Source organism: Methylobacterium sp. FF17, from assembly GCF_025813715.1.
Lineage (GTDB): Bacteria > Pseudomonadota > Alphaproteobacteria > Rhizobiales > Beijerinckiaceae > Methylobacterium > Methylobacterium flocculans.
Genome location: NZ_CP107532.1, coordinates 962,497 through 975,404, shown reverse-complemented (window position 1 = coordinate 975,404; position 12,908 = coordinate 962,497). Strand labels below are relative to the sequence as shown.

The following is a 12,908-nucleotide window of genomic DNA, read 5'->3' as shown; positions in this document are numbered from 1 at the left end:
TTAGAGCGCCTAACAAAGCCGTCTGATCTGATTGAGGGTCATGATGCGGGCTGCGAGGCTCGTGAAGGCCTCGTAGATGTCGGCGCGTCGCTCGTAGTGGATGGGCAGGCGGCGGAAGCGAGTGAACCAGGCGTGGGTGCGCTCCACAATCCCAATGGTGACGACCGAGTTTCTCGCGGCTCTCATGCCCTTGCGCGCGATGCGCGGGACGATCCCCCGGGCCGCCCACTCTGCACAGAGGGGATGGCATCGATGGTGGCTGCCAGCATGCGGTTGTCGCGCCAGTCGGCTTCGCTCAGGCAGAAGCCGAGCGGCGTGTCGCGCGCATCGGTTACGAGGTGGCGCTTCGTGCCCGTCTCGCCCCGGTCTGTCGGGTTCGGGCCGGTGGCAGGCCGCCTTTTTGCCGGGACAGACGCGCTGTCCAGGCAAGCTCGGCTCTAGTTGATCTCACTCGACGCGGGTAGGCGCTACAGCAACACCTGATTCAAACGGCTCCACACGCCGACCGCCTATCGATCCCGCAGCCGACGCCCGCAACTCATACCGGAGCCGCAACTCTTCTCAGCGGGCAGCATCTCCCATGGGAGGCCCGAGCGCAGCACGAACAGGATGCCCGTCAGTGCGGCCCAGTTCTCGATCGGACGACGCCGACCCTTCGGGCGCGGCTGAGGCGGCGGCAGGAGCGGAGCGAACTCATTCCGAAAATCATCGGGGAGAATTGATCCGTCTATGCCAAGCCAACGCTGGAAAGGCCCGCTCGGTACCGTTCTGTTAGGCGCTCCAAGTCTCCCGTCGGTATCACCTTGATCGACATCGGCCAGAGGGAGACTGCCCCCCTTGCGGTCTGTACAGCCTTCGGCAGGCGTATTCTCGGCCACGTATATGATCGTGCCGGTCGGGGTGCATCAAGACCACCCCTTACAAAGCATGACGCGGATCGTTGTCAGGACGGGTCGCTTTTCCCATCCAATTGTCTACGACCGAGCCGATATCCAGGGCGACGCCGCCGCTGATTTTGATGCGATTGCAGTACAGCTTTCCAAGTAGCCCTCCTGCCACGAGGAAGAGTTGTCCGTGCAGCGGTTTTGCTAACTCTTCCATAAGTTCGTTGTAGCGTTCAGGGTAGTGGCGCCCGACCGTTGTCTCTGCTCCAAGCTGCGCCGCGTGCAGCTTTTCCCCCGGGATCCGGTAGAGCGTCACCTCCTCGAGTTCGAAATGGGTCCTGATCGCCTCCGCCGCGCCTGAGAGGCAGGAGATAAGACTTACGCGCCGGTGCTCGCGTAGCAGGTTCCCCAGAATTCCCTTCTGAAGAAGGTCCATATGGACTAATTGTGACGTCCAAGATTGAGATCGTTTCACGGATGGAAGTTGTGCGACTCGAAGTGCATTGATAAGTCCGACGATCCCCGTGGGACTGCAGAACTTATACTCGTGTTCGACCCAGTTCCGGTATGGCATGCCGACGACATTGGCATTCTGGATCGCATCCCGCAGGGTGAAGGCCGTCTCCGTGAAGCCCGATTGATGGATGTCAATCTCGTTGTTGAACCAGACCCGGGCTCGGTCCTGACGACAATGCTCGTAGATATGTGGGTACTGTCTCTCGTCATCCGACGAAATTCGACAGAACGCACCCTCCCCATCGCCCAGCCGAATGAGGGAAAATCCTTCACGTCTCTGCAATGAAGCGGAGGCCCAGCTCACAATGGTTTCCGCTGTGGTCGAAAGGCGGTCCCGCTCATAGAGCTGCGTGAGACGATCCGCGACGCCGGCGGGAAACGCTTCCATGTAGCCTATCAGGTCACGGAGCCACGGAATGTCCGGATGCGCCGGACAGGTCTCGTCGGCGCGATAGATATAGCGCCGCGCCGCGGCGTAATCGCCGATACGCGCGCTCATACGGGCGGCAAACCGGAGGCTCCGTTCATCCGCCGGGCAGGAGACAAGTATCCGTTCCAAGCCCAGCAAAGCCTCTACATGGCGGCCCTGCATCGCTTGTAAAATAGACAGTTCGTAGAGTGCTGCGACATGGTTTTCGTCGTTGCGGAGAACCTCATTGCACATGAACGCAGACTGATCGAAATGCCCGTTGTCACGTAGCAGAATGGCAATTTCTACCACAATATGATAGTCGGTTACGCTTATGCGCTGGGCTCGCGATACAAGATCCGAGATGTTGCTGCGATCGCCGGATACGATCGATTGGCGTATCTTGTGTAGAATTTCGGATGGCGTCGTCACGTCTTGCCTGCAGAAGGTTGCTGTGGCTTTAGAATTTTCGCAGCCATCTTACGGCAATCTATGGGCCGATGCCAACTGTTCGGCGGCTTGCAGTACAGTGTAGGATTCAGAGCTTATCGCGCTGATCCGGAAAATTTAGGCTGAATTCTCGAAAATTAATTTACATTTATAGTAGTGGATTTTAATCAGGCCAGTGTATTTTATATTTATCAGAAATTGATTGATGCTTGGAGAATGATCGCTCACTGAAAGCCAAAGCTGAAGGCGTTGGTTTCACGCTACGCCTGTGCCTGGGCGTAGGCGTCGCCACTTCAAGCCTGAGACGCCTTTACTTCGGATATCCATCGCGTTGCCACGCCAAAGGATCGCGCCACGCATCCAGGCGCTGGTCCAGAGGAGGGGGATCAGCGCATCGCGGATGACGAAGGCGAGGAGGAGGCGCGGGGCGCGGTACCAGTCCGCGCGTGCCGCCAGGGCCATCTCGGCGCCGTACCAGAGCGCGGCGAGGCCGAGGAGGCAGGCGGTCAGGACCGCCGAGGGGGCGGCCGCGAGGGCGAGGGCGAAGGGCAGGAGGGGGCCGCTGCCGATCTCGGGCGCGAAGAACAGCGGGAAGGTGACGCGGCGCAGGCGGGCCCAGCGCAATTGGCGCGACCAGACCTCGCGCAGGGTGCGGCGCCCCAGGGGCTGGTCGAAGGGTGCGGCCACGAGGTGGACCCGGGCGCCGGCCGCGCGCACCAGCTTCGTCGCCGCCGCGTCCTCGGCGATCTCGGCGGCGAGGGCGCGGATGCCGCCGCGCGCTTCGAGGAAGGGCTTGTGCCAGAGCATGCTCTTGCCCTGGGCGAAGCCGAGGCCGAGGGCCTCGCCGGTATATTGCCAGCGCGCCTGCAGGGTGTTGAGGAAGGCGCATTCCACCGCCGCCGACAGCCCGTCCGGCCGGGCGCCGATCGGCGTCGAGCAGACGAGGCCGGTGTCGGGGCGCCAGGCCGCCTGGAGCCGCTGCAGGTAGTCCGGCGGCATCAGCACGTTGGAATCGGCGAGCACCACCCAGTCGTGCCGGGCCGCCTCCCAGCCGCGCACGCAATTGTTGAGCTTCGGGTTGTCGCTGATGCGCTCGTCGCCGACGATGAGGCGCGACGGAACACCCGGATGGGCCGCCATCAGCCGGTGCAGGAGCGGGACGATGGGGTCGGCGCCATCCGCCACGCAGAAGATGAGCTCGTAATCGGGATGGGCCAGCCGGAAGCCGCGCGCGAGCAGCTCCTCGCTGAAGGGTTCGAGCCCGCAGACGGGCCGCACCAGGGAGATCGGGGCGCCGAGGGGAAACACCGGATCGCGGTTGCGCCGGCCGAGGCGCATCGCCGCCACTCCGATGCCGGCGAGGTTGATCAGGGTCAGGGCCGCGCACAGGGCCAGCGCGACGACGGGTCCGGTCTCAAGTCCCATCAGACCGTCTCCCATCGGTCACGTCCCTTCATCCACGAGGTCCGGCGTCGCGCGCCGCCCCGGGTCGCGGACACGACGCCGCAACCCGATCCACCCCAGCGCCCCTAACAGCCCTGATGCTTCAGGCGTATGACAGCCCGAGCCGGCGAAGGGTTCGGCGGATGGACCGGCCGGTGAACCGGCCGGAGAACCGGCGAAGGGGACGGCGATGATGGGGCCGGCGCAGGTGGGGGTCGCTCGTTGAGCATGCCCATCGTCTTCCATCCCGCCTACGAGGCGACCCTGCCCGAGGGGCACCGCTTCCCCATGCGCAAGTACGGGCGTCTCGCCGAGATCCTGCTGGCGCGGGGCCTCGTGCCGGACGGCTTCGTACGCCCCGAGCCCGCCGGCGCTGACCTCCTCACCGCCGCCCATGACCGCGCCTACGTGGAGGCGGTCCTCGCCCTCGACGTGCCCCGCGCCATCGAGCGCGAGATCGGTCTGCCGGTCGGCGCCTCGGTGGTGGCCCGTTCCTGCGCCTCCGTGGGCGGAACCCTGGCGGCGGCCCGGCTCGCGCTGGCGCACGGCCTCGCGGGGAGCACGGCGGGGGGCAGTCACCACGCCCGGCGCGCGACCGGGGCCGGCTTCTGCATCTTCAACGACGTGGCGGTGGCCGCCCGCACCCTCCAGGCGGAGGGCACCATCGCCCGCGCCCTCGTGGTGGATTGCGACGTCCACCAGGGCGACGGCACCGCCGATTGCCTCAGCGTGACCCCGGATCTCTTCACCCTCTCGATCCATGCCGAGAAGAACTATCCCGCCCGCAAGATCCCGAGCGACCGCGACGTCGGGCTGCCCGACGGCGTGGACGATGCCGGGTACCACGCGGTGCTGGAGGCCCATGTCGGCCCGCTCCTCGACGCGCTCGCGCCCGACATCGTCTTCTACAATGCCGGCGTCGATCCCCACGGTGACGACCGCCTCGGGCGCCTCGATCTCACCGATGCGGGCCTGCTGGCGCGGGATCGCTTCGTCGTGGGCGAGGCCCGGCGGCGCGGGGTTCCCCTCGTCGGGGTCATCGGCGGCGGCTACGCCACGGATATCGACACCCTGGCCGGCCGCCATGCGCTGCTCTTCGTCGCCATGGCGGAGGCGGCGGGGGCACCGCTCCGTTAACGCCCGACGCCTTAGGCTCGCGCCGCCCGTCGTCGTTCCGAGCCCGTCATGTCGCGCGCCGTCCCTCCCGCCTTGCGCCCTGCCTCCGCGCCGAAGTGGGCCGCCCTCTGCCTCGCGGCCCTGGTCGCGGGGCTCGCCGTGATCGGCCGGCCCCTCACGGCGCCGCTCTCGGCCGAGGTCGAGATCGCGCGGATGTCGTGGGTGGAGGTGCGCGGCGCGGTCGCGCACGGCACCACGACCGTGCTCGTGCCGAGCGGCGGCATCGAGCAGAACGGCATCCACATGGTCACCGGCAAGCACGACCGCATCGTCGGCTGGGCCGCGCGCCAGGTCGCCGAGCGGCTGGGCAAGACCCTGGTCGCCCCCGTCATCTCCTACGTGCCGCAGGGAAGCTACGACCCGCCCGAGGGGCACCTGCGCTATCCCGGCACCATCGGCGTCCCGGACGCCGTCTTCGCCGGCACCCTGGAGGGGATCGCCCGCAGCCTGAAGCTCGCCGGCTTCCGGACCATCGGCTTCCTCGCCGATCACGGGGCCAGCACCGGGCCGCAGCGGGAGGTCGCGGAGCGCCTGTCCCGGGAATGGCTGTCCGAGGGTGTCCGCGTCGTCGACGTGAGCGCGTATTACGACGATGCCGCCCAGCTCGAATGGCTGCGGGCCGCGGGCGAGACGCCGGACACGATCGGCCGCCACGCGGGGATCCAGGACACCTCGGAACTCCTGGCGATCGCACCCGAAGGGGTCGACCTCGGCCGCCTCGCCGGGATCGGCTTCCGCGCCGAGGCCACGGGTGCCAGCGGCGATCCGCGGCGCGCCTCGGCCGAGCGCGGGCGGACGCTCATCGACCTGCGCATCCGGGCGGCTTTGGCTCAGATCGAGGCGGCCCGCACGGGCACGCGCCCCGGCGGACCCTGAGCCGGCGCGCACGGGTTTCGCCGAATCGGCGCAACCCAACCTTAAGGCGGACCTGCCAGATCAGGCTGCAGCAGTGCCACGCGTGCAGGATGACGGATGACCGACTGGGCCCAGGCTGTCGTGACCCAATTCAGCGAGGTGATCCTGACGGGTCTGCCGACGACGCTGGCGATGGCCGTGGTCCTCACGATCCTGTGCGCGCTGTTTCCCGCGCGGGCCGGCAAGCCCTGGTGGCGGACCTCGGAGATGATCACCGATGTCTGCTGGTGGTTCGCCACGCCGCTGTTCACCCGCTACCTTGCCCTGCTGCTCCTCATCGCCGGAGCGTTCTGGCTCTCGCTGATCATGGGTGACGGCACCCCGGGGGCCACGCCGTCGATCGGGTTGTCCCTGCTCGCAGGCATGCCGTTCTGGCTCGCCGTCGCGGTCTACATCGTGCTCATCGACATCATGATGTACGTGACCCACCGGGCCTTCCACACCATGACCCTGTGGCACTACCATGCGGTGCATCACTCCACGGAGGAGCTGCACTGGGTGTCGGCGCGCCGCTTCCACCCGTTCGACGACCTCATCCACATCGTGCTTCCGGACGTGGTGCTGATCCTGCTCGGCATGCCGCTCGAGGTCGTCGCCTTCGTGGCGCCCTTCCAGGTCTGGCATTCCGCCCTGATCCACAGCAACCTGAACTGGGATTTCGGGATCCTGAAGACCGTGATCGTCAGCCCGGTCTACCACCGCTGGCATCACACGGGCATCGACCAGGGCGGCTCGAAGAACTTCTCGGCGACCTTTCCGATCCTCGATCTGATGTTCGGCACCTACTACATGCCGAAAGGCGAGCGGCCGGAGCGCTTCGGGATCGACGACCCGACCTTCCCCAAGGATTTCGCGGGCCAGATCCTGCACCCCTTCCGCAACCGCGCCTGAATCCGGAGCGCTGCGCTCAAGGTTTCAGTGAGGCGGGCTTCAGTGAGGCTGGCTTGGGCAGGCTCCGGGCGGCCTGCTCCATCGCGTCGAACAGCTTTTCGAGTTCCGCGCCTTCCAGGCAGTGGAAGCCGAGCGTCCGGGTCAGGAGCAGGCCGAGGGTCGCGAAGGTCAGCATCGCGCCGGCGCCGGGACAGCAGGCCACGTCTTCCATCTGCGCGAGGCGCTGCTTGAGGAAGGCGTTGAAGCCCGCGAAGGCCTCCGGGTTCTCGGCCGAGGCCAGCAGCAGCGCGCGGGGGAAGCCGTCCTCGTCGGCATAGACCTGGCGCGCATGGGCGATCAGCGCGAGGGGGAGGGCGGCCGGGCCCGGCCCCTGCTCCGCCTCGTGCGCGGCCACGCTCTCGCGAATCTCCCGCAGCTTGCGTTCGGCCAGCGCCGAGATCAGCGCATCCTTGGAGGCGTAGTGGTGCAGGACGCCGCCCTTGCTCAGGGACGCTTCCGCCGCCACCGCGTCGATGGTCAGCGTGCGCGTGCCCACCCGCCGGATCAGGCGCTCGGCGGCGTCGAGGATGATCACCGGCCGGTCCTCGCGGCGGGTGCGCGCCTTGGTCATCAGCGATCCTGCTGGGGAAAGAGGAGCCGGAGGCCGGCCCGTGAAGCCCGGACGATGTGGTCCATCGGGACGTTCCTGGCAAACGCGGGAGCACGATTTCGGTTCGCCCGAGAAAAAACCGTCTGGACGGTCGGTAAGATAGCCGATATGGGTTGCCGCCGATAGGGTCCTGTCGAGGCTTGAGGACGCGATGATGGGTAGGACGACCGTTCGGCGGCCCGGATGCGGGATCGCGGCCCTGGGCATCGCTGTTTCGTCCGCCCTCCTGGCCGCGGCGCCCCCGGCCCGCGCTGCCGGCGACGCGCCGGCGCAGCGGACGCCCGCTCCGGCCCTCGTGCGCACCGTGGTGGCCAAGCCCAGCACCATCTCCTCCGACCTGATCTTCACGGGGGACATCCAGGCCCAGTCGCAGGTCAACGTCGCCTTCCGGACCAACGGCAAGATCGCCCGGCGCCTGGTGGAGGTGGGCGACCACGTCAGCGCCGACCAGGTGCTGGCCAGGCTCGACCCGCAGGAGCAGCGCGCCAACCTCAACAACGCCCAGGCCGCGCTCACCTCCGCCGAGGCGCTGCTGACCCAGGCCAAACTGAGCTTCAAGCGCCAGGAGCAACTGCTCGCCAGCGGCTACACCACCCGTCCGAGCTACGACGACGCGGAGCAGCAATTGCGCACCACCCAGGCCGCGGTGGATTCGGCCAAGGCGGCGCTGGGCAGCGCCGAGGAGCAATATTCCTACACCGACCTGAAGGCCGGGGTGAACGGCATCGTCCTGAGCCGGACCTTCGAGGTCGGGCAGGTGGTACAGGCCGGCCAGGTCGTGCTGGCGATGGCCGAGGACGGTCCGCGCGACGCGGTGTTCAACATCTTCGAGGCGGTGCTGGCGGCGCCCCCCGGGGGCAAGACTGTGGAGGTGACGCTCCAGGCCGACCCACGCGTCAGGACGGTGGGGCAGGTGCGCGAGATCTCGCCGAGCGTGGATGCCGCCTCCGGCACCGTGCGGGTCAAGGTCGGGCTCGAGACGACGCCCCCGGCCATGAGCCTCGGCGCCGTGGTGATCGGCACCGGCAGGTTCCGGCCGCGCCAGGCGATCGTGCTGCCCTGGTCCGCCCTCTACCGCTGGGAGAACGGGCCCGCCGTATGGGTGCGGGATACCGGCGCCGGCACCGTCGCGCCCCGGCCCGTGGTGATCGAGCGCTACGGTTCCGACACCATCGCACTGAAGGGGGGCGTGAAGCCCGGCGAGGAGGTCGTGGTGGCGGGCATCCAGCTGCTCCGGCCGGGCCAGAAGGTCGCCGTCGCCGAGACCGTCGAGGCGACGCCGTGAGCCGTTCCACCCCGATCCATTCCACCCCCAACCGGCCCACCATGATCCGTCCCGCCCTCGGCGCCCTCGTGCTCGCCGTCTGCCTCGGTGCCTGCCAGGGAGAGGAGAGCGCCGCGCCTCCGCCCGTGCGGCCGGTGCTCTACCGGGTCGTCAAGCCGGTCGAGGCGCGGGTCTTCGGCCCCTTCGCGGGGGTGGTCGCGCCGCGCTACCAGTCGGAGATCGGCTTCCAGATCGCCGGGCGCATGATCGCCCGCGACGTCACCGTGGGCGACGTCGTCCACAAGGGCCAGCGCATCGCCGCCCTCGATCCGGTGGTGTCCCGCTTCGCCCTGACCCGGGCGGAGGCGGACCTCGCCGACGCCCGGGCCCAGGCCGAGAACGCCAACGCGACGGAGCTTCGCCGCCGCCGCCTGCTCGCCGGCGGCAACGTCACCCAGGCCCAGTTCGACACGGCGGTGGCGAGCCGGGACACCGCCCAGGCTCGCGTCGCCCAGGCCGAGGCGAACCTGCAGAAGGCGCGGGACCAGATCGGCTACACCGAGCTGCACGCGGATTTCGACGGCGTCGTCACGGTGCGCAGCGCCGAGGTGGGCCAGGTGCTCAGCGCCGGTCAGGCGGTGGCGACCCTGGCCCGCCCGGAGGAGCGCGAGGCGGTGGTCGACATCCCCGAGGACCTCGTCGGCACCATGCCCACCGACGCGCAGTTCACCGTGTCGCTCCAGAGCGCGCCGGACGTGACCGCGACCGCGCGGGTACGCGAGACGGCGCCCTTCGCCGACAGCACCACCCGCAGCCGGCGCATCCGGATGACGCTGCTGAACCCCTCGGACGCGTTCCGCCTCGGTTCGACGCTCACCGTCACCCTGGCGCGGCCGGAGCCGGTGCATGTGGAGCTTCCCGCCAGCGTCGTGCTGAGCGCGGATGGGCGCGACGCCGTCTGGCTCGTGGCGCCCGATGGCCGCAGCGTCCACCGGCAGGCCGTCACCGTCATCCGCCGCACGGCAAGCCGCGTCAGCATCGGCGAGGGCCTCAAGGCCGGAGACCGGGTGGTCCTGGCCGGCGTCCACACCCTGCAGGAGGGGCAGGCCGTGCGCCTGCCCGACGCGGCGCCGTGAGGCGCGGCCGTTCCTGAGACCCGTCGCCACCCCGTCGAGGCGAGAGCCAATCCCGTGAAGTCCTTCAATCTGTCCGAATGGGCCCTGGAGCATCGCTCCTTCGTCTGGTTCCTCATGCTGATCTCGGTGCTGGCCGGGTTCCTGGCCTACGAGCGGCTCGGCCGCGAGGAGGACCCGCCCTTCGCCATCAAGACCATGATCGTGCAGGCGCGCTGGCCCGGCGCCACCATCGGCGACACCCTCGATCAGGTCACGGAGCGGATCGAGAAGGAGCTGCAGCAGATCGACGCCGTCGATTTCAGCCGCAGCTACACCACGCCGGGCCAGGCGACCGTCTTCGTGCAATTGCGCGAGACGACGCCGCCGAAGACGATCCCGGCGATCTTCTACCAGGTTCGCAAGCGCATCGGCGACATCCAGAACACCTTCCCGCAGGGCATGCAGGGCCCGTTCTTCAACGACGAGTTCGGCGACGTCTTCGGCAACGTCTACGCCTTCACCGCCGACGGCGTGACCCCGCGCCAGCTGCGCGACTACGTGGAGCGGGTCCGCGCCGAAGTGAAGAAGGTCCCGTCCGCGGGCAAGATGCAGCTCCTCGGCGCGCAGGACGAGGTGATCTACCTCGACTTCTCCACCCGCAAGCTCGCGGGGCTCGGCCTCGACACGAACTCGGTGATCAAGACCCTGCAGGCGCAGAACGCCATCACGCCCTCCGGCGTGATCCAGGCCGGCCCTGAGCGCGTCTCCGTCCGGGTCGGCGGCCAGTTCGTCAACGAGGAGAGCCTGCGGGCCGTGAACCTGCGGGTGAACGACCGCTTCTTCCGCCTCTCGGACGTCGCCGAGATCTCGCGCGGCTTCACCGATCCGCCGACCGACCTGTTCCGGTTCAACGGCCAGCCGGCGATCGGCCTCGCCATCGCGATGCAGCCGTCCGGCAACCTCCTGACCTTCGGCCACGACCTCAAGGAGCGCATGCGCAAGCTCGAGGGCGAGCTACCGGTGGGGGTGGGCATCCACCTCGTCTCGGATCAGCCCAAGATCGTGGAGGAGGCGGTGGGCGGCTTCACAAAGGCGCTGGTGGAGGCGGTGGTCATCGTGCTCGCGGTCAGCTTCATCTCGCTGGGCTGGCGGGCGGGGCTCGTGGTCTCGCTCTCGATCCCGCTCGTGCTCGCCATCGTGTTCGTGGTCATGCAGGTCATGGGGGTGACGCTCCAGCGCATCTCGCTGGGCGCGCTCATCATCGCGCTGGGTCTCCTCGTCGACGACGCCATGATCACGGTCGAGATGATGGTGGCGCGCCTGGAAGTCGGCGACAGCCTGAAGAAGGCCGCGACCTTCGCCTACACCTCCACCGCCTTCCCCATGCTCACCGGCACGCTCGTCACCGTGGCGGGCTTCCTGCCCATCGGCTTCAACGGCTCCTCGGCCGGTGAGTACACCTACTCGCTGTTCGTGGTCATCGCCGCCTCGCTCCTCGTCTCCTGGGTGGTGGCGGTGCTGTTCGCGCCCCTCATCGGCGTGAAGCTCCTGTCCTCGAAGATGAAGCACAAGGACCACGACGCCCCGAGCCGCACCATGCGGATCTTCACCGCCATGCTGCTGGGCGCCATGCGCTGGCGCTGGACCACCGTTCTCGCCTGCATCGGCATGCTGGCGGCGGCCATCGTCGGCATGGGGCACGTGCAGCAGCAGTTCTTCCCGGCCTCCGACCGCCCGGAACTGCTCGTCGACATGACGCTGCCGCAGAATGCCAGCATCGCGGAGACGAAGGGCCAGATGGACCGCTTCGAGGCGACGCTCCAGGGCGATCCCGAGATCGTGCGCTGGTCGTCCTATGTCGGCCAGGGCGCGGTGCGCTTCTACCTGCCCCTCGACCAGCAGCTCGGCAACGCCTTCTTCGGCCAGATCGTCATCGAGACGAAGTCGATCGAGGCCCGCGAGCGCATGAAGGTGAAGCTCGAAAAGCTCGCCCGCGAACAGTTCGTCGGCACCGACTTCCTCATCCACTCCCTCGACCTCGGGCCCCCCGTGGGGCGCCCGGTCCAGTACCGCCTCAGCGGCCCCGACCTGCAGACCCTGCGGGCGCACGCGCTCACCCTCGGCAACATCGTGGGCGCCAACCCGCATCTCGACGTGCCGACCTTCGACTGGAACGAGCCCGGCAAGGTGCTCAAGGTCGAGATCATCCAGGACAAGGCGCGCCAGCTCGGCGTGACCTCGGAGGACATCGCCGGCCTCCTCAACGGCATCGTCGGCGGGCGCGCGATCACCCAGGTCCGGGACTCGATCTACCTCGTCAACGTGGTGGCCCGCGCCCAGGCCGTGGAGCGCAACTCCCCCGACACGCTCCAGAGCCTGCAGGTTCCGCTGGCCAACGGCAGCGTGGTCCCGCTGCTGGCCTTCGCCACCATCGGCTACGAGCTCGAGCAGCCCATCGTCTGGCGACGCGACCGCCTGCCCACCATCACGGTGCGGGCCTCGATCGCGGACGACACCCAGCCCGCCACCGTGGTGCAGCAGCTCGACGCGCAGATCCAGGCGTTCAGCAAGGGCCTGCCGGACGGCTACGTCCTGGCGGTGGGGGGCTCGGTGGAGGAGAGCGCCAAGGGCCAGGGGCCGATCGCCGCCGTCGCGCCGGTGATGCTGCTCACCATGGCGATGTTCCTGATGATCCAGCTCCAGAGCTTCCAGAAGCTGTTCCTGGTGGCGAGCGTGGCCCCGCTCGGGATCATCGGTGTCGCGCTGGCGCTGCTCCTGTTCAACAAGCCCATGGGCTTCGTCGCCATCCTCGGCGTGCTGGCGCTGATCGGCATCATCGTGCGCAACTCGGTGATCCTGGTGACGCAGATCGACGAGTACGAGCGCGATGGGCTGGCGCCCTGGGACGCGGTGGTGGACGCCACCTGCCACCGCATGCGCCCGATCCTGCTCACGGCCGCCGCCGCCAGCTTCGGCCTCGTGCCCATCGCCCGCGAGGTGTTCTGGGGGCCGATGGCCTATGCGATGATCGGCGGCATCCTGGCGGCGACCTTCCTGACCCTGTTCTTCCTGCCCGCCCTCTACGTGGGCTGGTACCGGATCAAGGCGCCGCCGAAGGGGACCCCGCGCCAGGTGCACGGTGCGGATGGGAAAGTGCACGGCGCGGAGGCGCCGGCCCACGCCGGGTGAGGAGCGC

Annotated in this window: 9 protein-coding genes and 1 pseudogene; 6 read left to right on the top strand and 4 right to left on the bottom strand. The window is 68.3% G+C overall.

From position 1 onward, the window contains the following. Window positions 1-9 precede the first annotated feature (9 nt). The 3 genes and pseudogenes from OF380_RS04360 to OF380_RS04350 form a co-directional block, all read right to left on the bottom strand. A pseudogene (locus OF380_RS04360) lies at window positions 10-731 on the bottom strand (transposase). Between the two features lie 187 nt (window positions 732-918). After that, on the bottom strand, window positions 919-2,241 hold the full coding sequence (locus tag OF380_RS04355) for a tetratricopeptide repeat protein (protein ID WP_264049561.1): 1,323 nt from the start codon (window positions 2,239-2,241) through the stop codon (window positions 919-921). Between the two features lie 273 nt (window positions 2,242-2,514). Further along, window positions 2,515-3,684, bottom strand: coding sequence for a ceramide glucosyltransferase (locus OF380_RS04350; RefSeq protein ID WP_404810536.1), 1,170 nt, complete (start codon window positions 3,682-3,684; stop codon window positions 2,515-2,517). Between the two features lie 246 nt (window positions 3,685-3,930). On the opposite strand from OF380_RS04350, the gene OF380_RS04345 reads away from it, so the two are divergent. The 3 genes from OF380_RS04345 to OF380_RS04335 all read left to right on the top strand — a co-directional run bounded on the left by OF380_RS04345 (window position 3,931) and on the right by OF380_RS04335 (window position 6,684). After that, window positions 3,931-4,839, top strand: coding sequence for a histone deacetylase family protein (locus OF380_RS04345; RefSeq protein ID WP_264051183.1), 909 nt, complete (start codon window positions 3,931-3,933; stop codon window positions 4,837-4,839). 48 nt (window positions 4,840-4,887) lie between these two features. Beyond that, the gene (locus tag OF380_RS04340) at window positions 4,888-5,754 is read left to right on the top strand and encodes a creatininase family protein (RefSeq protein ID WP_264049560.1); all 867 of its coding nucleotides are present in this window, start codon (window positions 4,888-4,890) and stop codon (window positions 5,752-5,754) included. A 96-nt stretch (window positions 5,755-5,850) separates the two neighbouring features. After that, on the top strand, window positions 5,851-6,684 hold the full coding sequence (locus OF380_RS04335; protein WP_264049559.1) for a sterol desaturase family protein: 834 nt from the start codon (window positions 5,851-5,853) through the stop codon (window positions 6,682-6,684). A 16-nt stretch (window positions 6,685-6,700) separates the two neighbouring features. Here the strand turns inward: OF380_RS04335 and OF380_RS04330 are convergent, their stop codons facing one another. Next, entirely contained in the window at window positions 6,701-7,294 is a 594-nt protein-coding gene (locus OF380_RS04330; protein WP_264049558.1) for a TetR/AcrR family transcriptional regulator, read from the bottom strand. A gap of 190 nt (window positions 7,295-7,484) precedes the next feature. On the opposite strand from OF380_RS04330, the gene OF380_RS04325 reads away from it, so the two are divergent. Genes OF380_RS04325 through OF380_RS04315 form a run of 3 tightly spaced genes read left to right on the top strand, consistent with a single transcriptional unit; the run spans window position 7,485 to window position 12,901 of the window. Continuing rightward, entirely contained in the window at window positions 7,485-8,618 is a 1,134-nt protein-coding gene (locus OF380_RS04325) for an efflux RND transporter periplasmic adaptor subunit (protein ID WP_264049557.1), read from the top strand. Window positions 8,619-8,659: 41 nt separating this feature from the next. After that, a complete protein-coding gene (locus OF380_RS04320) occupies window positions 8,660-9,733 on the top strand; it encodes an efflux RND transporter periplasmic adaptor subunit (RefSeq protein WP_264051182.1) in 1,074 nt (357 codons plus the stop codon). Window positions 9,734-9,787: 54 nt separating this feature from the next. Further along, complete coding sequence (locus OF380_RS04315; protein ID WP_264049556.1) at window positions 9,788-12,901, top strand: efflux RND transporter permease subunit; 3,114 nt, start codon at window positions 9,788-9,790, stop codon at window positions 12,899-12,901. Window positions 12,902-12,908: the final 7 nt, after the last annotated feature.

Bases quoted from the DNA above. Each gene is read 5' to 3' on its own strand.
- OF380_RS04350 (WP_404810536.1), bottom strand. From the start codon at position 3,684: ATGGGACTTGAGACCGGACCCGTCGTCGCGCTGGCCCTGTGCGCGGCC.
- OF380_RS04345 (WP_264051183.1), top strand. From the start codon at position 3,931: ATGCCCATCGTCTTCCATCCCGCCTACGAGGCGACCCTGCCCGAGGGG.
- OF380_RS04340 (WP_264049560.1), top strand. From the start codon at position 4,888: ATGTCGCGCGCCGTCCCTCCCGCCTTGCGCCCTGCCTCCGCGCCGAAG.
- OF380_RS04335 (WP_264049559.1), top strand. From the start codon at position 5,851: ATGACCGACTGGGCCCAGGCTGTCGTGACCCAATTCAGCGAGGTGATC.
- OF380_RS04330 (WP_264049558.1), bottom strand. From the start codon at position 7,294: ATGACCAAGGCGCGCACCCGCCGCGAGGACCGGCCGGTGATCATCCTC.
- OF380_RS04325 (WP_264049557.1), top strand. From the start codon at position 7,485: ATGATGGGTAGGACGACCGTTCGGCGGCCCGGATGCGGGATCGCGGCC.
- OF380_RS04320 (WP_264051182.1), top strand. From the start codon at position 8,660: ATGATCCGTCCCGCCCTCGGCGCCCTCGTGCTCGCCGTCTGCCTCGGT.